Raw genomic sequence first — 24,413 nt, 5'->3', positions numbered from 1 at the left:
TCGCCGGCTTTTTTGTTTTTAAGGCCTGAGTTTGACTTTTTGGACTAAATTTGCATTGTGGATAAATCAGCATATTTCTTTTTCTTTTCGGCCCTGACACTTCTTTTTGGAGCTTGCGATGGCATCGCAGACAGACAAGAAGGCCTTCTCAATTTGGTTTTAGTAGATGCTCCTCCAGCCTATGATTCCGTTTTTGTGGAAATTCTTGGGGTTGATGTGAGTATGAATGTTCAGGGCAGAGAAAGTACGCAAGAAGTATTTTTCATACCATATGAACTGGGAAATAAGCAAGTCAAGGTTTCTGATTTAGTAGGCGGAGAGGTTTTACTTCTGGGTAGAAGTCCCTTGCCTGTTGGTCAAATCACCCAATTAGCTGTCAGGTTAGGTACAAGAAATTTCCTTTGGGAACGAGAAAACAGATATGCTTTAAATTACGCAGATGGCGTTTCGGAAGTGGTGGTTTTACCTCTAAGCCTGAATATAGAAACTGGGTTTTCCTATGATGTGATTCTGGATTTTGATCTTGAAAAATCCATTCAGACCATTTCTACAAATCCCTTGAGATTAAACTTCACTCCTTCCATAGACTTGGTCATTCCGGGAAATCTTGGAGAAATCAGAGGTACATTTTCTCAAAATCAATTACGCCCAGCCATTTTTGCCATTGCAAATGGAGATAGCACCAGTACTCATGCAAACAGTTCCGGGACTTATCTTTTCAGATTGCCTGAGGGCACTTACACCCTTTATTTCGACCCAAAAAATCAAAATTTTCTACCCGACACCTTATTGAATGTGGAGGTTGAAGCAGGAGAAACTTTGACTTTGGACCGCTTAACTTTTAGAGTTAGACCCTGATGGAAATGCATGCCACATATATGCAGCGAGCTCTAGAGCTAGCGGAATGGGGAAGAGGAAATGTAAGCCCTAATCCTTTGGTAGGCTGCGTAATTGTTTGCGATGATAAAATTATCGGAGAAGGCTATCATCAAAAATACGGTGGCCCCCATGCAGAGGTTAATGCAGTCAATTCTGTCATTGATTCTGAAATCCTAAAAAAATCCACAGTCTACGTTACCTTGGAGCCTTGTGCTCATTTTGGAAAAACTCCTCCTTGCGCCAACCTTTTGGTAGAAAAGCAGGTGAAAAAAGTGGTGATTGCTGCAACAGATTCTAACCCACTTGTTGGAGGGAAAGGAATAGAAATCTTAAAAAATGCAGGAATTGAAGTTGAAACAGGCATTTTAGAAAAAGAAGCGCGAAAGCAAAACCGAAGATTTTTCACTCAAATCGAGCAAAAGAGACCTTATGTCATTTTGAAATGGGCCCAAACTTTGGATGGGTTTGTAGCTAGAAAAGATTACTCCTCCAAGTGGATATCCAATTCCCAAAGTAGGCAAATGGTGCATAAATGGAGAGCCGAAGAGGATGCTATTTTGGTAGGGAAAAATACAGCATTATATGATGATCCAGCTTTGAATGTGAGAGACTGGGTAGGTAAAAATCCACTTCGCTTGGTCATTGATCCGAAACTGGAACTTAAACCTGATTTGAAAATTTTCGATCAAGCTATACCCACCATTTGTTACAATACAGTCAAATCAGAAATACAAGGAAATATTGAATGGGTAAAGCTTTCTCCCAACTTTAAAATTTCCGCACTTTTGGAAGACCTTCAAAAGCGAAAGATTCAAAGTGTTTTGGTAGAAGGAGGTGCTTTCCTTTTGAATAAATTTATTGAATCCGAACTTTGGGATGAGGCTAGAGTGTTTAGCTCCAAAACCAGATTCAAGGAAGGTGTAAAAGCTCCACGTCTTCCTATTTCTGCCACCGAACGAATCCAATTCCAAGAAGACGAACTAGCCATTTATTATCATGTCTGAAAATCTATTTATCCCTGAAAAAGCCACTAAAGCTGAAAAATATGAAGCCTTGCTTCCTCAAATTGAAGCCTTGATTTCAGGGGAACCGGATTTATATGCCAACCTATCCAATGTGGCCGCAGCTTTAAAACAGGCCTTTGATTTCTTTTGGGTTGGCTTTTATTTAGTCAAAGAAAATCAACTGGTTTTGGGTCCATTCCAAGGACCTATTGCCTGTACGAGAATTTCTTTTGGGAAAGGGGTTTGTGGAACCGCCTGGAAAGAAGGAAAAACACAATTGGTACCAGATGTGGATGCATTTCCAGGACATATTGCTTGTAGTTCAGCTTCCCGATCGGAGATAGTGGTTCCTGTATTCAAAGGGGATCAGGTAGCGATGGTTTTGGATGTGGATTCCGATCAATTGAATGATTTTGACAACACCGACCAGGAATACTTGGAGAAACTGATGAAATCTCTAAGTGCTACTTTGAGCTAATCAAAGGTTCTCCCACCCAAAAAAGCTCTGAGGATTGAATGCTGGTAAAGCCTTCTGGAACTTCTATTCTAGTGATGTAAGTGAGTGGGAGGATTATTTTTCCATTGGAGTTTTCAATTTCTAGAGGCAAATTTTCCTTTCCAAAAATCTCCAAAATAATTTCGGGGAGCCATTTTTTGAAAGCTCCGTTTTTTACTGGGTAAAATTTCCATCCTGGCTCCAGAATAGTGAGGTCCATTTTTTCTAAAAAAAGAGATAATTCCAAAGCCTTTTCATGAGGAAAACCAACCATGTGTACTGCTTGATGAGCGGAGGCCAATAAATAGTGGAGAGCATTTTCCAAAGATTCCTGAGGAGAAGAAGTGTAAAATTTTAGAGGGTATTGCTCTTCCAAAAGCTGCAAATTCTTTTTTTGAAACTCTTGGCTTGCAAGGATCACATCTATTTTAATGCCCCAAGTCAATACCTGCTCCACACAAGTTTCAGCGACCAATACAGTAGGCACCCATTCCAATAAGGGACTGATTGAATCAAAACTGAAGCCTTCCGTATTTAAAATTAAAACTGCAGGCTCTTGTTGCTCTTTAACAAAATGATGGGAAGACATTAGCGGTACAGGTTTTGGTAAAAATTAAGAGCATTTTTATAAGCTAGCTTTTCCAGTGAACTCTGCTCCAAATTAGCTTGAAGTGCCTCCAAAATAGCAGGATACTTTCCAGCATTTTCAGCGAGTGGAAAATAGAAAGGGAATCGATTGGGATCAGGAAAATCCAGTGTGTAAAAAAAGTCTGCACCAAAACATTGCGCCTCTTCTCCACCAATTTCAAATCCATGAAGTATATGTTCGTATAATCTATCCGGCACATCATTATCCAAAAATGCCCGGAGAAAATTCACCCCAATAATCCCTTTTTGGATGATAATTTCTTGAGCAAACTCATCTGACAAATTACGTTTGTGATCCCAAATCGCCCTATAATTGGAATGACTGGCAATAACAGGGATGGAAAGATTTTCTTTTTTGATGTGAGTTAAAATTCCTTCTGCCAATAAATCGGAGGTATGTGAAAGATCAATGGGAATCTTTTTGCCACTCATGTAGTCGAGCAATTTTTTTCCATCATCTTTCAGACCAATTCCTTCCGTGTAATTCCCACCACCAAATCGATTTTCGGTATGGTGAGTAAGACTGATATAGGCCAGCTTTCCTGTTTTTTCCAAGATCCGATCAAACTGCTCGTAAATATCTTTCCAAGAAGCGTCCTCATGTCCAATTCCAGCCGCATTTTCTATGGATGCCATAATACCTACTTTTTCAGAAGGAGCTAAATTTTCTCCATCGAACTCCATAAAAGAAGTAGATTCTTTTTCGATTAATTCTCTGAAAATTACAGCTTGTTTCGAACCCAAATCCATAGAGCTAGGGCGTACATCCGTATAAATTGCGCAAATCTGCAATCTTACATTTCCATTGATCAGATGAGGAAAAGCACAGGCAATATCCTCTGTTGCAAAAGGACTAGCATTGGGTATTTTGGCTAGATAGGATAATAAATCACAGTGTAGGTCGACTATTGGGAAGGGCATGAATTCTGGCATTTGGACAAAGTAAACCAAAAAAACGCGTGTTTTTTAATACTTTTAGGCTGGAATCTTGTTACTAGTTTAGATATCAGCATATTTTCCAAATCATCCTAAAAGCAAACAAAATGGCAGTATCCCAACCTTTTAATTTCAAAAAATGGATAGATGAAAACAGGCATTTGCTAAAGCCGCCTGTTGGAAATCAGCAAGTTTTTAAAGGGAATGATGACTTTATCGTGATGGTAGTGGGAGGTCCCAATTCCCGTAAAGATTACCATTACGATGAAGGAGAAGAATTTTTCTACCAGTTGGAAGGAGATATTACTTTAAAAATTATTGAAGACGGCAAGCCTAAAGATATTCATATCAAAGAGGGAGAGATTTTTCTTTTACCGCCCAAGGTTCCTCACTCTCCAAGAAGACCTGCTAATACTGTTGGCCTGGTAATAGAACGCTATAGAAGGTCAGGGGAAAAGGATGGCTTTATTTGGCATTGCGAAAACTGCGGTAATTTGCTGTATGAAGAATATGTCGAGCTCACGGATATAGTAAATCAATTGCCTCCTATCATGGAGAGATTCTGGAACAATCCCGAACACACTACTTGTAAAAACTGCGGTACTGTCATGGAAAAGTAAGGTTTAAATTCAAACTTATCTTTTCACCCATCCTCAAACATATGCAATTTCCAAACTATCAATATTCAGAAGCATTCGCTCAAAAAATGGATCAGGAAGATCCTATGAGAAAATTTAGAAATGAGTTTCTTTTCCCTAGAGTAAATGGAAAAGAGGCCATTTATTTCTGTGGAAACTCCCTAGGCTTACAACCCAAATCAGTCAAAAGCTATTTGGAAAAAGAACTTGAAAACTGGGGTAATTTAGCTGTGGATGGACATTTTCACGGAGAAGATGCTTGGTACCATATCCGAAAGAAGTCTAAGCCTGCTTTGTCCGAACTATTTGGTGCACATGAGCATGAAGTAGTGGCAATGAACAACCTGAGCGTGAACTTGCACCTTTTGATGGTTTCTTTTTACAGACCCACTAAGTCCAGAAATAAGATCATTATTGAAGCAGGGGCATTTCCTTCAGACCAGTATATGTTGGAAAGCCAAGTGAAATTTCATGGTTTAAATCCCGCTGAGGTCATAGTTGAGCTGAAGCCAAGAGAAGGCGAGCATACACTAAGAACCGAAGATATTCTTGCGGAAATTAAAAAGCAGGGAAATACATTGGCTTTGGTCAACATGGCAGGCCTTCAATATTACACAGGTCAGCTTTTTGATATGAAAGCTATTTCACAAGCTGCACATTCCGTTGGAGCTTTGGCAGGATTTGATTTGGCACACGCTGCAGGAAATATTCCTCTGAAGCTGCATGACTGGGAAGTAGATTTCGCGACTTGGTGCAGTTACAAGTATTTGAACTCAGGCCCTGGAAATGTCTCAGGGATCTATGTGCATGAGAAATATGCCGAAAGTCCGGATTTACCTAGGTTTGCAGGCTGGTGGGGGCATGATGAGGGACAGCGTTTTTTGATGGAAAAGGGATTTATCCCCATGCATGGAGCAGACGGCTGGCAATTGGCCAACAGTAACGTTTTGGCAATGGCGGCTCATCAGGCCTCTTTGGATATTTTTCAGGAGGCTGGAATTGAAAACCTTAGGAAAAAAAGCTTTTTGCTAACTGGTTATCTGGAGTTTTTGATCAAGAAAATCAGTGGTGAATCCGGTGTTTTGGAAATAATTACCCCTGAAAATCAATTGGAAAGAGGTTGCCAGTTATCTTTGCACATTCATAGAGGCGGAAAAGCCGTCTTTGATGAATGGTACAAACACGGAGTTGTTGGAGATTGGAGAAACCCAAATGTAATTCGTCTAGCTCCTACTCCGCTTTACAATAGCTTTGAGGATGTATTCCGATTTGCACAGATATTGGAACAATCTATAGAAAAATTCGCTTAAAAGAGCGAGGATCAACCAATCCTTATGAGTTCGAGCATGATACAGTTGATGAATAAAAGTCTAATCACCCAGCATGCGAGATATTTTCGAATAGAGCATCCAACAAGTGGAGGCTATTCGGGAAAGGCTTAAGGCCTTTTAAAAAGCGATCATAATCTCATGAAACAAAACGAAATCACCATCCTTGGCGCCGGATTAATCGGATCATTGATGGCCATATATCTTAAGCGTCAAGGTCTGGATGTTTCTGTCTACGACAAAAGGCCTGATAAACGCAAAACGCCTTATTACGAAGGAGGAAGATCTATCAACATGGCTCTAAGCCATAGAGGATGGAAAAGTTTGGAGCAGGTTGGTCTGAAAGATAAAGTCCTTCCTTTAGCCATTCCAATGTATGGAAGGAAGGTCCATGATGAGCATGGAGGAACTACTTTCATTCCTTATGGAAAAAACAAGCAAGCGATTTATTCTATTTCCCGAGGCAAATTCAATCAACTTCTTGCTGAAGAGGCAGAGCGCTTAGGTGCTGTGATCAATTTTGAGCACAAATGCGTGGATGTTGATTTTTCAAATCAGGAAATTACCTTCGAAACCAAAGAAGGAATTTATAAAAAAGAAGCACCGGTAATTATTGGTGCAGATGGAGCCTACTCCTCTTTGAGAATGGCTATGCAAAAGCAAATCCGATTCAATTACAAGCAGGAATATATTTCTCATGGCTATAAGGAATTGACGATACCGGCAACTTCCAAAGGGGAATTTGCAATGGATCCCAATGCCTTGCATATCTGGCCAAGGGGAAAATTTATGTTGATAGCACTTCCCAATCCAGACAAGTCTTTCACCTGTACTTTGTTTCTTCCTTTTGAGGGAAGTAAAGTTTGCTTTGAAAAAATCAATGATGATTCGGATTTGGAATCTGTTTTCAAGCATTATTTTGATGATGCTTATCAGTTGATGCCCAACTTAAAGGAGGAATATTTTAAAAACCCTACAGCAGCACTAATCAATATTGAGTGCTATCCTTGGGTTCAAGGGCACAGTATCTTATTGGGAGATGCATCCCATGCGATGGTTCCATTCTATGGTCAGGGAATGAATTGCGGATTTGAGGACTGCTATATTTTAAATAGCTATCTGGATAAATTCGGTCACAATTCTTGGGACTTGGTATTTGAAAAATTCCAGAAGCAACGCAAGCCAGATACAGACGCTATTTGTCAATTGGCCATGGAAAACTTCGTGGAAATGCGTGATTCTGTAGCAGATCCTAAATTTATTCTTCGGAAAAAGATTGAGGCAAAATTGCACGATTTATATCCTAATGACTGGATTCCTTTGTATTCCATGGTTACTTTTTCTGATATGGGATATGCAGAAGCTTATGCTCAGGGGAAATTACAGGAAGCAGTAATGGATAAAGTGATGGCAGACCCTTTAATCACCGAAAACTGGGACAAGTTGGATTACGAAGAAATCATCAATATCATGGAAACTGCGAAAGCAGTATAACTTTTAATAGCAATATGCAGAAACCCGATTTTAACATCGAAGAAGTTAATAAAATTATCCGTGGACGAAGATCCATGTTCGTAGCTCAATTCAAAGAGAATGACCCCGTAGATGATAGCATCATCGAAGAAATGCTCGAAAACGCAAATTGGGCTCCTACTCACAAATTGACCCAGCCTTGGAGATTTATTGTTTACACTGGTGAGGGCTTGAAAAAATTTGCTGATTATCAAGCCGAGTTGTACAAGAAAAGAGCAGAAAAGAATGGAACTCCATTTATTGAAGCTACTTATCAAAAATTTAAAGAGAATCCCTTAAAAGCATCCCATGTCATTGCGATTTTGATGAAAAGAACCGAGGGTTCTGGTATTCCTGTCATGGAAGAAATTGCAGCAGTTTCTATGGCCGTTCAAAATATGTATCTCACTGCTTCTGCTCATGGCTTAGCAGCTTATTGGGGTACTGGTGGACCGACGTTTTGGGAAGAAGCCAGAGAAGATTTTGGACTGGAGGGCGAAGATATTCTGATGGGCTTCTTTTATGTTGCAAAGCCGGCTACTGAAAACTGGCCAGCAGGAAAAAGAGAGCCAATTGCTGATAAAGTTGGCTGGATAAGAGAATAAAAAAAGAGGCTGGTTTGATAGAAACCAGCCTCTTTTGTGTTAAAATCCCACAAAAGCAGGAGGTTCTACACCATTTGCTCTAAGGTAAGCAATGGCAGCTCCTCTATGATGAGTGCTGTGATCCATGATTAGGGCCAAAACTTGTCTTCGAGTTACTTTATTTCCAAAAACCTCTATTTGTTCCCCAGCTTTTTCGGGTGTTAATGCCTTGGCGGTTGCCGTTCCATAGTCATAGCATTTGGCAACATAATCCGCTAATTCAGCTTTTGACGCGGTTGCCACATCGATTGTAAAATCAAAATCTCCGCCTCCAAGGAATCCTTTCGAGATGCCTACAATGGCAGAACCAATATGATGAATTTGCTCCTTGAAACTCATGGCATCCGGATCAGTTTTGTAATCCATTCCTGAGTCGGGCATTTTATTTAACACATCAATCGTAAACTGCTTGCTGTTGTTCCATTTGCTCACAAACTCCTCCATGGTAGTTTGGGCATTCGCATAGCCTGAAGCCAGCATCATCATTCCTGCAGCTAGGCTGAAAATCAGGGTACTTATTGTCTTTTTCATAGGAAACTATGGTTGGTTACATGTTAAATTTCCATTATTCCAAGTTCAAATCAAATTCAAAAGACTAATTTTAAAGCATGAAGAGAATGGTATTGGCTGGCATATTTTTAATTGCTCTAATGGGATGTGAGGAAAATTATCTTCCCAAACCTCCAGGATATAATAGAATTGATTTACCAAATCATAGCTACCAGCCGCTATCAGGAGATTATCCCTATCAATTTGATTTTTCTTCTCACAGCAAAGTAGAGCCCGACTCCTTTAATTTGGCGGAGAAAAATTGGATTAATTTAAGCTATCCGAACTTTGGGGCTAAAGTACATTTGACCTATAAGCCGATTACGCAGGCTCAGGATTTCAGAACATTATCCACAGATGCCTTTAAGTTGACAGCCAAACATCAAATCAAAGCCTACGGAATTGAAGAGTCCGTCTTGGTAACGCCCAATGGATATACAGGAGTGGTAGCTGAATTACAAGGAGAAGTTCCTACCCAGTTTCAGTTTTTTGTAACAGATTCCACAGAGCATTTCCTCCGAGGAGCCTTGTATTTCAATACAGCTATGAAAAATGATTCTTTGGCTCCGGTAATAGAATACATCAAGGTGGACATGGCCCACCTGATGAATTCAATGAAATTTCGGGATTAGCGAAGATTTTTCCAGGATTTAATAATAATTACACCACCCACTATTGCCACTGCTGAAGCGATGATTGCTGGAAAGGTCTCACTGTAGATCCAGAAGCCAGTTGCAAATAATGCGGCGTATACCATGATGGAACCAATGAGCATCAAACCAATTTCTTTTGGAAGTTGGCCAATGGTCTGCTTCTCCTCAGGATATCTATCCAACACTTTTTTCCAACCATAAGCAGCTGGATATACTTTTCTATAAAAGCTGAGTAATACCTCGTCCTTTTCCGGTTGAGTCAGGAAAGTAACTAATAACCAACCTACAGTAGTGATGGACACAGAGTAGATAAGTTTGAGGTAAGCTTGATTTTCAGGAATTAAAATCCAATTGACTTTAGGATTGATTACCTCAAAAAATATGGCTACTACAAATGAAATGGCCATAGCAGAAATCTCTGTGTAAGCGTTGATTCTCCACCAAAACCAACGAAGAATGAAAATCAAGCCGGTACCTGCACCGATTTGGAGCAGTATGTTAAATGCATCCAAGGCAGAAGAAAGGGCTAAAGCCAAAAATGCAGACAAAACCATTAATCCTACAGTGGAAATCCTACCCACAGCTACCAATTCTTTATCTGAAGCTTCTGGCTTTACAAAACGGAGATAAAAATCATTCACGATATATGATGATCCCCAGTTAAGGTGTGTCGAAAGAGTTGACATGACCGCGGCAATCAATGAAGCCAATACAATTCCGATTAGGCCAGTAGGAAGGAAAGTGAGCATGGCTGAATAAGCTAAATCATCTCCTAATTTATCCACCGGAATCTGGGGGAATGCTTCCTGCATATCAGATATGTTAGGGAAAATCACCAAAGATGAAAGCGCTATCAATATCCAAGGCCAAGGTCTCATGGCATAATGGGCAATGTTGAAAAATAAGGTAGCACCTACGGCATTTTTTTCATCTTTTGCGGAAAGCATACGCTGGGCGATATAGCCCCCGCCTCCTGGCTCAGCTCCTGGGTACCAAGTGGCCCACCATTGAATTGCAATCGGAAGAATGAATAAAGGAATATACACATTGGGATCTGTGAAGTCCGGAACGAAATCCAATTTGTCTACCACATTTTCATGTGCCAAGAGATTATTCAGAGAGCCAATTTCTGGTAAATCCAAGATAAAATATGCGGCTCCAAATGAACCTATCATGGCTATAAAAAACTGAAAAAAATCTGTCAATAAAACGCCCTTCAGACCTCCCAAAGAACTGTAAATCACCGTAACCACTGAGGCTATCAAAAGGGTTTGAACAGGAGAAAGTCCCAACATCACTCCGCCAATTTTGATCGCGGCCAAAGAGACTGTGGCCATAATGACTACATTGAAGAAAATACCCAAATACAATGCTCTGAAAGCTCTTAGGAAAGCAGCACCTTTTCCGGAATATCTTAATTCATAAAACTCCAAATCAGTAGTGACTTCAGACCTTCTCCAAAGTTTTGCATACACAAATACAGTGAGCATTCCTGTTAGCAAAAATGCCCACCAGGCCCAGTTGCCTCCTACCCCGTTTTTCCTGACTATATCAGTTACCAAGTTGGGAGTGTCTGCGGAAAAAGTAGTAGCTACCATGGAGACCCCTAAAAGCCACCAAGGCATATTTCTACCTGAAAGGAAGAATTCTTTTGCTGAACTTCCGGCTTTTTTGGAAGTGAAAATCCCTATCAAAAGGGATATGATAAAGAAGGCTGCAATGATGGCCCAGTCTAAAGTGCTGACATTCATGGGTGATGGGTTTATTTAATCCATCCAAATAACAAAAAATTTATTAAAATGCCTTCTAGCTTTTTTAATAAATTTTAAAAACATTAAAAATTTTCACTCTTTTGATAAAATTTCTAGAATTCAGAGACTGAAATGGAATCTGTTGTAATTTAAAGCTATGAAATCGAGCAGGACGCAAGCGACATATACTGGGATGCCCCGGTGTATCGCGGGAAATGTGCGACCTGCCTGCCGCAGGCAGGGATTCCATCTGACCTCTAAAAAACAAATTATAAACAGATGAATAAAGCACTTTTTCTTTCCGTTTTTAAGGCATATGAATTAGGCTCTGTATCCGATGCAACAATCACTGAATTGGGAGAGGGTTTGATTCATCAGACTTTTTTATTGAATACCTCTCAAGGTGCATATGTTCTTCAAGCCTTTAATAGGGAAGTATTCCAGTTCCCAGAAAGAATATCCTCCAATTTAAGCTTGCTGGCTGAATATAGAGACAGTCATCCATTTCAATATGATCTACCTCTGCCTTTGAAGTCTGCTGAAGGAAAAAATATGATAGAATGGGAAGGGAAACTCTATCGGCTTTTTGATTTTGTTCAGGGCACCACTATTCAGGAAATCGAAAGTAAAGAACAGGCATTTGCTGCGGGAGAAGCGTATGGATTTTTCGCATCCTGGGCGAAGGATGTTGATCTTAGCCTTTATCAGGAAACAATACAAAATTTTCATCGCTTGGACCTGCGCTATGAGAGGTTTTTGGAGGTCGCTAGTTCAAAGCAAAACTTAGATGAAGAGGAACGGTACATTCTGATGTTTTATATCAATCAAAAGCCCCTAGTGGAGGCCTACAAATCCTGGACCTCCAATCTTCCTTTACGCTTAACCCATAATGACACCAAGATCAATAATTTGATTTTTTCTGAAAATGCTCAAAATGTGAAAGCCTTGATCGACTTGGATACCTTAATGCCAGGATTTTTGCTTTACGATTTGGGAGACCTAATTCGTACAGTTGCCTGTTCAGTATCCGAGACTAGTGTAAACTGGCCAGCTATCCATTTGAATATTGATGTTTATGAAGAGCTTCTAAAAGGGTATTGGTCAGGAATTCAAATCATTGCAACTTCAGCGGAAAAAGAGTCTTTGCTTTTGGCAGGAGAAATCATGACTTGTATCATGGGATTGAGATTTTTTACGGATCATTTGATGGGGAATGTCTATTATAAGGTAAAGTATCCCGAGCAAAATCTTCACAGAGCAAAAAATCAGATGGTCTTTTTAAGAGATCAGCAAGCCAAAAGAAAGATTCTTGAAGAGATAGGGAATAAAGTTTTTGTTTAAACCAGTAAGACCTGACAATTTTAGTCAAAACCTTGGCTTTTGATGCTTACCCGATTTAATTTGCTTTCCTCTAAACCAGAATCTCTTGTCCGGATTTTTCGACACAAAAATTGAATTTCTAAAAGGTGTTGGTCCCCAACGGGCGGATTTGTTGAATAAGGAGCTTTCAATTTTTTCTTATGGGGATTTGTTACAGCATTACCCTTTTCGCTACGAGGATAGAAGCAAGTTTTATAAAATTAGAGAACTCCATTCGGACTTAGAAAATGTCCAAGTTATCGCTCGGATTTTGAAAGTGGAACTGATCGGAATGGGAGGGAAAAGACGCCTGGTAGCTCACGTGGCTGATGAAACCGGAGAAATGGAAATGACCTGGTTTAAGGGAATTCAATGGGTCCAAAAGAAATTGCCAACTGGGGCGGTATTCATATTTTTTGGAAAGCCTGCTCAGTTTGGGAGAAAATGGAGTATCGCCCATCCAGAGATGGAACCTCTATCCCAAGCTTCGGAAAAGAGAAATAATTTTCAGCCGGTTTATTCAACTACGGAAAAACTCAGAGCCCGCTTTTTGGATAGTAGAGGGATTTCCAAAATCATGGAGCAGCTGGTGCAGGCCTGCTATCCTCATATTCAGGAAACACTTCCTCAGGAAATTATTCAGCAATATCAACTTATTGGAAAAAGAGAAGCTGTTAAGGAAATACATTTTCCATCGGAGCCAGGTCTTTTACACCGAGCCAGGAAACGCCTAAAGTTCGAAGAGTTTTTCTTTTTACAGTTGAGGCTTTTGATGATGAAAGTTGCCAGAACTGAAAAGTTCAAAGGACAAGTTTTGGACAACACGGAATTGTTGACTGATTTCTACCAAAATCATATTCCTTTTGAATTAACCAATGCACAAAAGCGTGTTATTCGAGAGGCCTATCATGATCTTAAGTCTGGTAAGCAGATGAATCGCCTGGTACAAGGAGATGTAGGAAGTGGAAAGACTATGGTTGCTTTTATTTGTATGTTGATAGCTATCAGTTCAGGTGCGCAGGCATGTTTGATGGCTCCAACTGAGATTTTAGCAAATCAGCATTATGAGGGCCTGAAAGAGTTTGCAGATATGATGGGTTTGAAAATCGCAATCCTCACCGGCTCTGTTAAAAAATCAGCCAGGAAAATAATACATGAAGAACTGCTGTCGGGCGAATTGAAAATTCTCATCGGAACCCATGCATTGTTGGAAGATATAGTTCAGTTTCAAAATTTGGGTTTGGCCATTGTAGATGAGCAGCATCGCTTTGGAGTGGCACAAAGGGCGAAGCTTTGGGCAAAAAATGAGGAATTTCTTCCCCATGTGTTAGTCATGACTGCAACTCCCATACCCAGAACTTTGGCGATGACCCTTTATGGAGATTTGGATGTGTCGGTGATTGATGAATTACCTGCCGGAAGAAAACCGATTCAAACAGTGCATAGGTATGATAAAGACCGCTTAAAAGTTTTTGGCTTTATCAATCAGGAAATTCAAAAAGGCAGACAGGTATACATTGTTTACCCTTTGATAGAAGATTCAGAAACCTTAGACCTGAAGTCTTTGATGGATGGCTATGAAAGTATAGCTCGTGCATTTCCGCAATACCCCTTGAGCATAGTTCATGGAGCAATGAAGTCAGATGCTAAAGATTATGAAATGCAACGCTTCGTCAAGGGGGAAACCAAAATTATGGTGGCAACTACTGTAATTGAAGTGGGAGTGAATGTTCCCAATGCTTCAGTCATGGTGATTGAAAATGCGGAGCGATTTGGCTTGTCTCAGCTCCATCAGTTGAGAGGTCGGGTAGGTAGAGGTGCCGAGCAGAGTTATTGCATTTTGATGAGTAAGTATGAGCTAAGTAAGGATTCCAGGGTGAGACTCGAGACCATGGTAAGAACCAATGATGGATTTGAGATAGCAGATGTAGACTTGAGGTTGAGGGGGCCAGGAGATTTGATGGGAACACAGCAAAGCGGAGTTACGGATTTATTGATTGCGGATTTAAGTAAAGATGCACCAATTTTGACCTTGGCGAGGGATGCTGCCCAGCAGATTTTGGCGAATGATCCGAATTTAGCATTGCCTGAGAATGCGCCAATCTTAAGACAAGTTAGGCAGCAGAAGAAAACTGCGATGAATTGGAGTAGGATATCCTAATTTGCTCGTCGTGGCGTGTTGATTTATTTCTCCCGCAAAGGGACAAAGTTTTGTTCGTCACTGCGAGCGCAGCTTGCGGAGCGAAGCAGTCTCATAATCTCTCGCAGAGGCGCTGCGGCGCAGCGATTTGATCTCCCGCAAAGGGACGAAGAGGCAAAGAATTAAAAACTATGTTTTCTATCATCTCTATGTGGTAGAAAAATATCCTAGATCTGTAGTAATTATAAGTTATTGGTTATTGAGTTATTTTCCACCCAAGTTTTCTCCTTTATACCAAGCTATGTGTGCTATTGTGAATCCTATGTGGTTTAAAATTTTCTCGCAATGGCACAGCGGCGCAGCGTTTTAGGTCTCCAGCTAGGTAGCAGAGAGGCAAAGAGTTTATAAAGCTATGTTTTCTATCATTCCTATGCGGTTTAAAAAGTGCTCGCAGCGGCGCTGCGGCGCAGCGATTTGATCTCCCGCAAAGGGACGAAGAGGCAAAGAATTAAAAACTATGTTTTCTATCATCTCTATGTGGTAGAAAAATATCCTAGATCTGAAGTATTTATTGGTTAGTGAGTTATTTTCAACCCGAGTTTTCTCCTTTGTCCCAACCTATGTGTGCTATTGTGAGTTCTATGTGGTTTAAAAAATGGCTCGCCAAGACGCAGCGGCGCGGCGATCTGATCTCCCGCAAAGAAAAGAAGTAGCAAAGAGTTAAAAACTATGTTTTCTATCATCTCTATGTAGTAGAAAAATATCCTAGATCTGGAGTAATTATAAGTTATTGGTTATTGAGTTATTTTCCACCCAAGTTTTCTCCTTTATACCAAGCTATGTGTGCTATTGTGAATCCTATGTGGTTTAAAATTTTCTCGCAGCGGCACAGCGGCGCAGCGTTTTAGGTCTCCAGCTAGGTAGCAGAGAGGCAAAGAGTTTATAAAGCTATGTTTTCTATCATTCCTATGCGGTTTAAAAAGTGCTCGCAGAGGCGCAGCGGCGCTGCAATTTAATCTCCCGCAAAGGGACGAAGAGGCAAAGAATTAAAAACTATGTTTTCTATCATCCCTATGCTGTTTAAAAAAAAATAGCTCGCCAAGACGCAACGACGCAGAGATTTTTATTCGCACTCAAAAATCTGTGCAAAACCTACCTGGACCTCAGACAGGCCCACGAGAATAAAATCAATTGCTAAAAAAGCCTTAAAAGTCCCAACACCCCTCGTAATTCGTTACTCAAAAATCGTAAATTCCTCCACAAACCTTACCTTTGTATTTCTCCACAAACCCAAATCCCCATGCCTAACACCATCATTTTTACCAAAGAAGCTCCAGCTCCAATCGGTCCATATTCTCAAGCAGTTCTAGCTGGAAATACCCTATATGTTTCTGGTCAAATAGCACTGGATGCAGAAACCGGCGAGTTGATCAATGAGAATATTACAGAAGAAACTCATGCAGTAATGAAAAATTTGGAAGCAGTATTAAGAGCTGCCAAGTTCAGTTTTTCAGACGTGGTCAAGTGCACGATATTTATTCAAAACATGGATCAATTTGGTGTCATCAACGAAGCCTATGGTCAATATTTCAAAAACAACCCTCCAGCGAGAGAAACAGTGGAGGTAAGTAGATTACCTAAACATGTGAATGTTGAGATTTCTTGCGTTGCGGTGAAATAAAATTTGTCAAGCCTGTTTTACCCCTTGGCAATTTCCTTTCCCATATTTAGGAAAATCCAGCGGTGAACAGGCTTCACTATTTTCCAATAATAGCGCCCCCATTTTCCCTCAGGATAAAAACGTACAGTTTGGACCAGCTCATTGGAGCCTATCTTCCACTCCAAAAAAACTTTGCCCGGCAAATTCATTTCAGCCTCCAATTCTAAAATCCCCTCTCCTTTATCTGCCTGACAAACTTTCCAAAAATCAATTGGATCCCCTTTTTTCAATTCAGTGGCCGATATTCTCCCTTTTCTAAAGCCTATTCCTCCTATCAATTGATCTAGAAGCCCCCTGATTTTCCATAATTTTGTCCCAAAATACCAGCCATTTTCCCCTCCGATTCTCCAAACTTTTTCCACAACAGCATCTTTATTAACCTCAATAGGAAAATACATTTTTTCGATGATTTCCTGAGGATTGGGCTGAAAGATCTTAATTTTGATAGGATACTTTTTCACAAAGTGATAACCCAATCGACTACATTTAGTTAATTAAGCATGAACTTCATTCCCTTTCAAAGCGAAACTTTAGTCAGCGCACTTTCTAAGGAAGAGGTCATGGAACATATTTCCAAAAAAACATTGGAGGTCAACTTTTTAGATAAAAGAACTGAAAGCTCCAAAAATGTGGCTTTTAATGGGATAGTCGGGAAAAATAGTTTCCGAATTTCCAGAGTCATCAACCGAAGCAATACTTTCCTTCCTTTGATTCTGGGGGAAGTGGAGGATACTGCCAGAGGTTCTATCTTATTTTTGGAATACAAGCTTTTTCCAGGAGCCCTCTTTTTTGTGGTTTTCTGGAGCATTATCCTTTTGGCTTTTTCAGCCTTTTTTTTCGGATTAGCTCAAAATATTATCAATGGAAGCATTTGTTTGGTTATGGCTATTTTGAATTATGCCTTGGCACTTTTTTTCTTTCATCGTCAGGTTAAGATCTCGCGAAAGGAATTTCATCAGTTGATCAACTTACAAATCAAGGATTAAATCCTTCTTACCTAGGGAAAAAGGGCTTTTAGAATTATTTTAGCGGCCTGAAATAAGAACTCGATAAATCCAATACCATGAGCATTCGAATAGAAAAAGACACCATGGGGCCTGTTGAGGTTCCTGCGGACAAATACTGGGGTGCACAAACCCAACGTTCAATTAATAATTTCAAAATCGGCGGAGAGAAAAACCGAATGCCAATTGAAATTATTCAGGCATTTGCCATTTTGAAAAAAGCAGCTGCTCAAACGAACGCAGAATTAGGCGTTCTTTCCCAAGAAAAAGCCGATGTGATTTCTAAGGTTTGTGATGAAATTCTTGCCGGTAAGCTGGATGATCAATTTCCTTTGGTGGTTTGGCAGACTGGTTCCGGAACTCAGTCCAACATGAATTCCAATGAGGTTATCGCCTACAGAGCACACGTGCTGATGGGAGGTTCTTTGGAAGATGAAAAGAAAAAAATCCATCCTAACGACGACGTCAATAAGTCCCAGTCTTCTAACGATACCTATCCAACTGCCATGCACATCGCTGCATACAAAATGGTGGTTGAAACCACTATTCCAGGAGTGCAAAAGTTGAGAGACACCTTGGATGCTAAAGCAAAAGCTTTCAAAGATGTAGTGAAAATTGGTAGAACTCACTTCATGGATGCAACTCCATTGACATTGGGACAGGAGTTTAGCGGATATGTGGCTCAGCTGGATCATGGATTAAGAGCATTGAAAAATACCTTAAGCCATTTATCTGAATTGGCATTAGGCGGAACAGCTGTTGGAACAGGCTTAAATACTCCAAAAGGATATTCAGAATTAGTAGCAAAGAAAATTGCTGAATTCGCGGGTCAACCTTTTGTGACGGCACCAAATAAATTTGAAGCATTGGCAGCGCATGACGGAATGGTGGAAGCTCATGGAGCCTTGAAACAATTGGCCGTTTCCCTAATGAAAATTGCTAATGATATCCGAATGCTTTCTTCAGGACCAAGATCCGGAATCGGAGAGATCTTGATCCCTGAAAACGAGCCGGGATCTTCTATTATGCCAGGAAAAGTCAACCCAACTCAAGTGGAAGCCATGACAATGGTAGCCGCTCAAGTGATGGGCAATGACGTAGCCATATCAATTGGAGGTTCCAATGGACACTTCGAGCTAAACGTATTCAAGCCAATGATCGCCGCCAACTTCCTACAGTCTGCAAGATTGATCGGAGATGCCTGTGTTTCCTTCAATGATAATTGCGCGGTTGGAATTGAACCAAATACCCCAATGATTCAGCGTCATTTGGAAAACTCTCTGATGTTGGTAACCGCATTGAATACACATATTGGCTATGAAAATGCAGCAGCTATTGCTAAAAAAGCGCATAAAGAAGGTACCAGCTTACGTGAAGCGGCCATAGGTTTAGGGCTTCTCACTTCCGAACAGTTTGACGAGTGGGTGAAGCCTGAGGATATGATAGGAAGCCTGAAATAAGTATGAATTTAGAAGTTTGAATTCTGAAAAGGCCCAATATTTAGAAGCCTCTCCAGCGATGGGGAGGCTTTTTTATTTTTTAAATCAAGCCAATTTCACTAAGAAATCAAGCCCTAAACGCAGGGGTGAGCTCTTTCAGCCTTCTCACTTTAGCCTTTTGACTTTCTTTTAGCTTTCTGACTTTCTTAACTTTTCCATAAATAAGGAAACAAAATATAGCCTGCTGCCGCCACTATGGCATTGATTGCAAAAAGGCTCAAAAGCTTATCTACGCTAACAGACCAATCCAATCCATCCAAGGCGTTTTTGGAAATTCTGATAGCCATTAGCAATATGGGGATGATCACAGGGAAACTCAAAATTGCCATCAAAGTGGCATTATTTCCGGCTTTGGAAGCTATACCGGAGACCATTGTCAAACTTGCGGAAAAGCCCATGGCTCCCAACACTAAATTCAATAAGAACAAGCCCTGATCCTGCACAGGGTTACCCAAGATCACCGAAAATACTCCATAACCCAGCAAGGCCAAGATCAGTGTTAGGCCGGTGTTATAAATAATTTTGGAAAGGATGATCGCTTCAGGCGATGCAATCATGTAGTAGTATAATTGCCTTCCCTGATGCTCTTGTACAAAACTTTTCGCAACTGCATTGACTGCAGAAAAAAGAATAATGATCCAGTACAATGCATTCCAAGTAGGCACAGATAGATTGCCCATCTTAGCTCCTACACTTAAGTAGGTAATAAAAACAGCTGAAATCACATACAGCAGTATTCCATTGAGGGCATATTTTTGCCTCCATTCCAAGGTGATTTCTTTTTGAATCAAAATGCCGATTTCCTTCAACATGCCTCAAAGATAGGAATAGAACTTAATTCGGCGCCTTTCTATGTTTGGTTCCTTGCTCATAAGCATAGGTTAGCTTCACCAAGGTTTTTTCATCAAATACCCTTCCCAAAAACTGAATGCCAGCTGGCAGGTTCCCGGACACAAAACCCATAGGAACTGTAAATGCAGGCTGCCTGGTATGCGGGGCAATGATTTGAGAATTGTCTCCCTTATATTCTTCCTGAAAATTAACGATAGTAGCAGCAGGTTGATTCCAGCTTGGATAAACCAATACATCAAGATTCAAAGAATCCATGGTTTTTTCAATTGCCTCCCGAAAAGCTACCCTCCGGAGGTCAGTGAAAGCATCTCCGCAAGGGATCTCTGGGCTTTGCCCTCTTCCAAAATTGGTAACAAACATTTCTAGTCTGGTTCTTGCAAAATCAGACTTAGTGCCAATTCTTACTACATCTTCTAAGCTCGATAAGGTATCGCGTTTGACATATTCAGCTAAAAATGCTTCCAGATCTTTTCGAAAATCTGCGCACCACTGATTTTGTCTTAGCTCTTGAAAATTTTCTACCTCTACTGAATCTACAATCACAGCTCCCAAGTCAGCCATATCTTCCAATGCCTTATTGAAAAGGGACGAAATTTCAGGATGTATATTATTTTCACTCAAGGTCCTAAAAACGCCGATTCTAGCCTCTTGAAGGCCATTCTTGTCTAAAAAGTCCATATAGGAATCAGGAATTTTCCCTTCCGAAAAATTGGTAATCGGGTCTTTGGGATCTTTTCCAGCCATGATATCCAGCATGCGAGTGGCGTCTTCAACCGTACGGCACATGGGGCCCACTACATCATTTCTTAAATAAAGCGGAACAATACCTTCCCTGCTAATTAACCCTAAGCTAGTTCGAAAACCTACCAGAGCATTATGAGAAGAAGGGCCCCTGATGGAGTTTCCTGTATCTGTGCCTATCCCTAAAGTTCCAAAATTTGCAGCCACTGCAGCACCTGTTCCACCACTTGATCCTGCAGGGACATGATCTAAATTGTAGGGGTTTCTGGTGATCCCTTTAGTGGAACTTTCCGAATGCATGGGGCTAAAAGCCCATTCTGCCATATTGGATTTAGCCAATACGATAGCTCCCGCCTCTTCCAGTTTTTGAATGATAAAAGCATCCGTTTCAGGATAAAAGTCCTTCAAGGCCAAGGCACCAGCGCTAGTTGGAAGACCAATGGTGTTGATGTTGTCCTTGACAATTACTGGAATTCCGTGCAAGGGGCGCAAATTTCCTGTGGCTGCAAATTCTGCGTCCAAGGCTCTTGCTCTTCCAATTGCCACGGGATTGATCTCAGAAATGGAATTGATCGCAGAATCGTTTTCCTCTATGCGATAGATGTAGGCTCTGACCAGATCCTCCGCTGTATAGTCTCCGTTTTTATAGGCCTCATGGATTTGAGAAATCGTGAGCTCCTCTAAAGAGATGTCTTTCTTTGTATTACAGGAAAAGAAAAGACCTAAAACTCCAATGATACAGATGAAATGCTTCATCAGGGAATTTAGAATTTTATTTCGAGATTTATTTATTCTCTTATTTCAAAGTTCCCTTACACGAATTCCTCTTCTTTGTTTTTATCCCAAAACCGCTCTTCCTTCGGTAAACTTTCCAAATACTCATTGGTCTGATCATATCCTTTTTGGAGAATTTGCTTCCACTTTTTATCATCCATGAAGCCAATTCCTTTCAGATTCAATTCGAAATAATGGGAAACTTTGGACTTGGTTACTTCCTGTTTTTGCAAGGAATTCAGCGTGAGTGAATTGATAATCAATGAACCTATACCGGGAATTTTAAAGCGTTTCTTTTTTCTAAACCTGTCCATGAAAACGGCCCAACCATTCGGTGAATCCTCATAATCCACTTTTCTGTCTGGCAAGCCTGACAAGGAAACGGCAATAATTTTGGATACCGGATATTTATACATGGGCTCTATCGGCAAATTATCCATTACCGCCCCGTCCACATGTAAATATTGATCAATTACCACAGGAGGAAAAACTCCTGGAATCGCGATACTGGCCATGATTTGCTTCCAGAGAAGTCCTCTTTCGTGGATTTTGGTTGTAGCTCTGGAAAAATTGGTAGACACACAATAGGAATTAATCCATATATCCTCCATGTCATAATTTTTGAAAAGAGTTTTGGCGAAGCGCTGGATTTTTTTCCCACTTAAAAAGGAAATCATAGGCAAAGCCATATCATTGGAAGTCAGTTTGGATTTTACAGCCACCTGAGTGATTTCTTCGATTTTATCAAAATCAAAATCAGCATAGCTCATGGTAATACCGTATATCGCGCCAGCGCTAGTACCACCCAGGAAGTCTATTTCTATCCCTCTTTCCTGCAATGCCTTAACTACCCCAAGGTGGGCATAACCCTTGGCTCCTCCTCCGCCCAAGACCAAGCCTACAGCGGTATTGGTAATAATTCTACAGAACCTGCGGATATCTCTTCCATTCCTTTGTCTGACATGAATATGTAGGTTAATATCCCTATTTTCTAGCCACTTGGAAGTAGATTCTGGCATTGGTGCATCTTGAGGATGCAACATCAATAGATATATCTTTTTATTGAGGATACTTTTTGAATAGAGTTCCAGCTCCTTTTCTATAAGATAGATTTGAGGATCTGCCTTGAAATCAGTGGCCAAAATCACCAAGTCCGCATAGACCATGCATTGGTGAGACCATTCAGGGTGAGTTTCACTACAGACCAAAATGTTGATTCCCTCATACTGCTCCAGTGAATCGAAGAATGTCTGATCAGCATGCTCTGCCTGAGAATCATAATCAAACACCTGAACCGGAATTTGATTTTCCCTAAAAAAGGTTTCCATATCTGCTGTCCAAGGACTTAAATCATGATCAGCTTGTAAGTTGATTAGGGCTATATTTTTTGGAGGGGTTGACTGGTTTTTTTGAAATGTGTTTCTTCTAAGTCTGTTGATTACAAAGCCTGTCAAGGAATTCGCTAAGGATGGGTTTTTGGCTACCAAAGTCAGGTATTCTTCCTGATTAAATTCCAAAACCACTGATTTTCTAATCGCTAATACTGAGGCCATTCTAGGCTCACCGGTAAATAAGGCAAACTCTCCAACCGGCTCTCCTTCGCCTATATCCCCCAAAATTAATGTTCCATTGACATCTTCTTTAATCGCTCTCAGCCTACCAGAAAGTACTATGTAAAGGATGTTTTCTTTGGCCCCCTGATGGAAAAGATATTCACCGGTATTGAGTTCTTTTTTAGTACCTATTTTAAAAATTTGATCCAGCATTTCATTGCTCATCCCTCCAAAAAGCTTGTGAAAAAGATGATGATAATGCGTATTAAAATCCTTCATCGGAGTTATTTGGGTTTTAAATTATTAATCAGCCTATCTTCTGGGAAAAATTGATCGAAACCCCAAAAAACAAGTTTGTTTTTCTTAGCTACTGCTCTCAAAATCAGTTATCTCAACTAATCTCGATAAAATTATCTGATAAAAAAATGAGAGCCGTAATAATTTTAGAAATTTGTAGTTGAAAGGTGAATTGAGCTCAGGCGCAGAAATTCCTTTGAAAAAAATTCTAATCAAAAAAAGTCATCTTTAAGCCAACCCTTTTTTCAATTAGCCTTAATAATTTCTAAGACTTTTTCCTTTGGCAAGGCTTCCACAGTTCTACCATCTTTGCCCATCATCGTTTCTGCAGCAAAAAGTGAATTGATTATTGCTTCCTCTGTAGCCTCAATTACGGCCATAAAAAGTGGACTCATTTCCTCATTCGCTAAAAATTCTGACTTCAGTTTTTTATCAGAGGTATAAGGGATTCTAAGACCTTCATTTGTGGAAAAGGCAATCACATAATCACCCGAGCCATTAGAAGCAATTCCTCCTGTTTTTGCCAGGCCCATCATGGCACGCTGAGCCATTCTTTCCAAGTTTCTTTCTAAGACTGGTGCATCCGTTGCGACAACGATCATGCAGCTTCCATCGGCTTTTTCCAAGGCATCTTTAAATGGGTATTTTCCCAATTTTTCGCCCACCGGAACTCCTGCTATTTGTAGATTTCCTCCAAAGTTTGTTTGAACCAATACTCCGACCGTGTATCCACCCAAGCTTTCTGGTAATTTTCTTGAAGATGTTCCGATTCCTCCTTTCCAGCCAAAGCAAACCGTTCCAGTTCCGGCTCCAACATTTCCTTCCGTAACTTTCCCTTCTTTTGCAGCCTGAATTGTTTGTATTACGTCATCGGGACTGATATGCATTCCCCGAATATCATTCAGATAACCGTCATTGGTTTCACCGACCACTGCATTGACAGACTGAACATTTTCATTTCCCTGCTGATCTAAAGAATAGCGCACCACTCCTTCAATACCAGCAGCCACGCTAAGCGTATTGGTTAAAATTATTGGGCTTTCTAGGTTTCCCAGTTCCTGCACTTGAGTCACTCCTGCTAGCTTTCCGAATCCATTTCCAACAAAAATCGCTGCGGGCACCTTTTCTTGAAAGAGATTTCCATCGTGAGCTAGTATTGCCGTAATGCCGGTTCGAATAGACGTTCCTTCTATTTTAGTAAGATGCCCTACTTTCACTCCTTTGACATCCGTAATTGCATTCAAGGGTCCGGTTGGGAGCAATCCAAACTGAATGCCTAATTCTCTTGGGCGGCTTTGGGCTGAAATTTCCATATTGATAAATAAACAAAATAGGGCCGGGATAAGTAGACTTTTCATGCCTTTGAAGAATTTTAAAAGGAAAATGTAATTTAGTTTTCCAATCCAGTTGCACTGGAGAAGTTCTTCCAATATTAC

The 24,413-nt window shown here is 40.5% G+C and carries 22 protein-coding genes; 13 read left to right on the top strand and 9 right to left on the bottom strand.

Annotated elements, in window-relative coordinates; all coding sequences use genetic code 11:
• Positions 1 to 57 precede the first annotated feature (57 nt).
• Genes BM073_RS08870 through BM073_RS08860 form a run of 3 tightly spaced genes read left to right on the top strand, consistent with a single transcriptional unit; the run spans position 58 to position 2,361 of the window.
• Positions 58 to 858: a DUF4382 domain-containing protein gene (locus BM073_RS08870; RefSeq protein ID WP_175557880.1), complete on the top strand. Its 801-nt coding sequence runs from the start codon at positions 58 to 60 to the stop codon at positions 856 to 858.
• Positions 858 to 1,883, top strand: coding sequence for a bifunctional diaminohydroxyphosphoribosylaminopyrimidine deaminase/5-amino-6-(5-phosphoribosylamino)uracil reductase RibD (gene ribD / locus BM073_RS08865; protein ID WP_091653361.1), 1,026 nt, complete (start codon positions 858 to 860; stop codon positions 1,881 to 1,883). Before BM073_RS08870 ends, ribD begins: the two co-directional genes overlap by 1 nt.
• A complete protein-coding gene (locus tag BM073_RS08860; RefSeq protein WP_091653360.1) occupies positions 1,876 to 2,361 on the top strand; it encodes a free L-methionine (R)-S-oxide reductase MsrC in 486 nt (161 codons plus the stop codon). Before ribD ends, BM073_RS08860 begins: the two co-directional genes overlap by 8 nt.
• Here BM073_RS08860 and BM073_RS08855 read toward each other — a convergent pair.
• Entirely contained in the window at positions 2,348 to 2,968 is a 621-nt protein-coding gene (locus BM073_RS08855) for a thiamine pyrophosphokinase (RefSeq protein WP_091653358.1), read from the bottom strand. The genes BM073_RS08860 and BM073_RS08855 overlap by 14 nt on opposite strands.
• Complete coding sequence (locus BM073_RS08850) at positions 2,968 to 3,948, bottom strand: dipeptidase (protein ID WP_091653744.1); 981 nt, start codon at positions 3,946 to 3,948, stop codon at positions 2,968 to 2,970. Before BM073_RS08850 ends, BM073_RS08855 begins: the two co-directional genes overlap by 1 nt.
• 122 nt (positions 3,949 to 4,070) lie before the next feature.
• Here BM073_RS08850 and BM073_RS08845 point away from each other — a divergent pair, with 122 nt between their 5' ends.
• The 4 genes from BM073_RS08845 (at position 4,071) to BM073_RS08830 (ending at position 8,046) form a co-directional block, all read left to right on the top strand.
• Positions 4,071 to 4,583: a 3-hydroxyanthranilate 3,4-dioxygenase gene (locus tag BM073_RS08845; RefSeq protein WP_091653357.1), complete on the top strand. Its 513-nt coding sequence runs from the start codon at positions 4,071 to 4,073 to the stop codon at positions 4,581 to 4,583.
• A gap of 41 nt (positions 4,584 to 4,624) precedes the next feature.
• Complete coding sequence (kynU, locus tag BM073_RS08840) at positions 4,625 to 5,911, top strand: kynureninase (protein WP_091653355.1); 1,287 nt, start codon at positions 4,625 to 4,627, stop codon at positions 5,909 to 5,911.
• A 159-nt stretch (positions 5,912 to 6,070) separates the two neighbouring features.
• Positions 6,071 to 7,423, top strand: coding sequence for an FAD-dependent oxidoreductase (locus BM073_RS08835; protein ID WP_091653353.1), 1,353 nt, complete (start codon positions 6,071 to 6,073; stop codon positions 7,421 to 7,423).
• 14 nt (positions 7,424 to 7,437) lie between these two features.
• Positions 7,438 to 8,046, top strand: coding sequence for a nitroreductase family protein (locus BM073_RS08830; RefSeq protein WP_091653352.1), 609 nt, complete (start codon positions 7,438 to 7,440; stop codon positions 8,044 to 8,046).
• Positions 8,047 to 8,085: 39 nt separating this feature from the next.
• Here BM073_RS08830 and BM073_RS08825 read toward each other — a convergent pair whose 3' ends face one another.
• Positions 8,086 to 8,616 carry a DinB family protein gene (locus tag BM073_RS08825; RefSeq protein ID WP_091653350.1) on the bottom strand — a complete coding sequence of 177 codons (531 nt, stop codon included), beginning with the start codon at positions 8,614 to 8,616 and terminating at the stop codon, positions 8,086 to 8,088.
• 77 nt (positions 8,617 to 8,693) lie between these two features.
• Between BM073_RS08825 and gldD the strand changes: the two genes are divergently transcribed.
• Positions 8,694 to 9,266 (top strand): gliding motility lipoprotein GldD, encoded by a 573-nt coding sequence (gene gldD / locus BM073_RS08820; protein ID WP_091653349.1) that lies wholly within the window; start codon positions 8,694 to 8,696, stop codon positions 9,264 to 9,266.
• Here gldD and BM073_RS08815 read toward each other — a convergent pair.
• Positions 9,263 to 11,038 carry a sodium:solute symporter family protein gene (locus BM073_RS08815; RefSeq protein WP_091653347.1) on the bottom strand — a complete coding sequence of 592 codons (1,776 nt, stop codon included), beginning with the start codon at positions 11,036 to 11,038 and terminating at the stop codon, positions 9,263 to 9,265. The two genes, gldD and BM073_RS08815, sit on opposite strands and share 4 nt — an antisense overlap.
• 279 nt (positions 11,039 to 11,317) lie before the next feature.
• On the opposite strand from BM073_RS08815, the gene BM073_RS08810 reads away from it, so the two are divergent.
• From BM073_RS08810 to BM073_RS08800, 3 genes are all read left to right on the top strand, one after another.
• On the top strand, positions 11,318 to 12,379 hold the full coding sequence (locus BM073_RS08810; protein WP_091653345.1) for a phosphotransferase enzyme family protein: 1,062 nt from the start codon (positions 11,318 to 11,320) through the stop codon (positions 12,377 to 12,379).
• An 85-nt stretch (positions 12,380 to 12,464) separates the two neighbouring features.
• Positions 12,465 to 14,558, top strand: coding sequence for an ATP-dependent DNA helicase RecG (gene recG, locus BM073_RS08805; protein WP_091653344.1), 2,094 nt, complete (start codon positions 12,465 to 12,467; stop codon positions 14,556 to 14,558).
• A gap of 1,279 nt (positions 14,559 to 15,837) precedes the next feature.
• Entirely contained in the window at positions 15,838 to 16,218 is a 381-nt protein-coding gene (locus BM073_RS08800; protein ID WP_091653342.1) for a RidA family protein, read from the top strand.
• 17 nt (positions 16,219 to 16,235) lie between these two features.
• On the opposite strand, the gene BM073_RS08795 is transcribed toward BM073_RS08800, so the two are convergent.
• The gene (locus BM073_RS08795; protein ID WP_139217468.1) at positions 16,236 to 16,655 is read right to left on the bottom strand and encodes a DUF2867 domain-containing protein; all 420 of its coding nucleotides are present in this window, start codon (positions 16,653 to 16,655) and stop codon (positions 16,236 to 16,238) included.
• Positions 16,656 to 16,757: 102 nt separating this feature from the next.
• Between BM073_RS08795 and BM073_RS08790 the strand changes: the two genes are divergently transcribed.
• Both BM073_RS08790 and fumC read left to right on the top strand, forming a co-directional pair.
• Positions 16,758 to 17,243 (top strand): hypothetical protein, encoded by a 486-nt coding sequence (locus BM073_RS08790; protein ID WP_091653338.1) that lies wholly within the window; start codon positions 16,758 to 16,760, stop codon positions 17,241 to 17,243.
• Between the two features lie 77 nt (positions 17,244 to 17,320).
• Positions 17,321 to 18,721: a class II fumarate hydratase gene (fumC, locus tag BM073_RS08785; RefSeq protein ID WP_091653336.1), complete on the top strand. Its 1,401-nt coding sequence runs from the start codon at positions 17,321 to 17,323 to the stop codon at positions 18,719 to 18,721.
• A 185-nt stretch (positions 18,722 to 18,906) separates the two neighbouring features.
• Here the strand turns inward: fumC and BM073_RS08780 are convergent, their stop codons facing one another.
• The 4 genes from BM073_RS08780 to BM073_RS08765 all read right to left on the bottom strand — a co-directional run bounded on the left by BM073_RS08780 (position 18,907) and on the right by BM073_RS08765 (position 24,335).
• Positions 18,907 to 19,572: a heme exporter protein CcmB gene (locus tag BM073_RS08780; RefSeq protein ID WP_091653335.1), complete on the bottom strand. Its 666-nt coding sequence runs from the start codon at positions 19,570 to 19,572 to the stop codon at positions 18,907 to 18,909.
• 22 nt (positions 19,573 to 19,594) lie between these two features.
• Positions 19,595 to 21,109, bottom strand: a complete 1,515-nt coding sequence (locus BM073_RS08775; RefSeq protein ID WP_091653333.1) for an amidase — start codon at positions 21,107 to 21,109, stop codon at positions 19,595 to 19,597.
• Between the two features lie 56 nt (positions 21,110 to 21,165).
• Positions 21,166 to 22,959 (bottom strand): patatin-like phospholipase family protein, encoded by a 1,794-nt coding sequence (locus BM073_RS08770; protein WP_091653332.1) that lies wholly within the window; start codon positions 22,957 to 22,959, stop codon positions 21,166 to 21,168.
• A 263-nt stretch (positions 22,960 to 23,222) separates the two neighbouring features.
• Complete coding sequence (locus BM073_RS08765) at positions 23,223 to 24,335, bottom strand: DmpA family aminopeptidase (RefSeq protein ID WP_091653330.1); 1,113 nt, start codon at positions 24,333 to 24,335, stop codon at positions 23,223 to 23,225.
• Positions 24,336 to 24,413 lie beyond the last annotated feature (78 nt).

Origin of the sequence: Algoriphagus ornithinivorans (genome assembly GCF_900115305.1) — a bacterium.
Taxonomy (GTDB): domain Bacteria; phylum Bacteroidota; class Bacteroidia; order Cytophagales; family Cyclobacteriaceae; genus Algoriphagus; species Algoriphagus ornithinivorans.
Note: the sequence above shows the minus strand (reverse complement) of the source record. Positions and strands in the feature narration are given on the sequence as shown.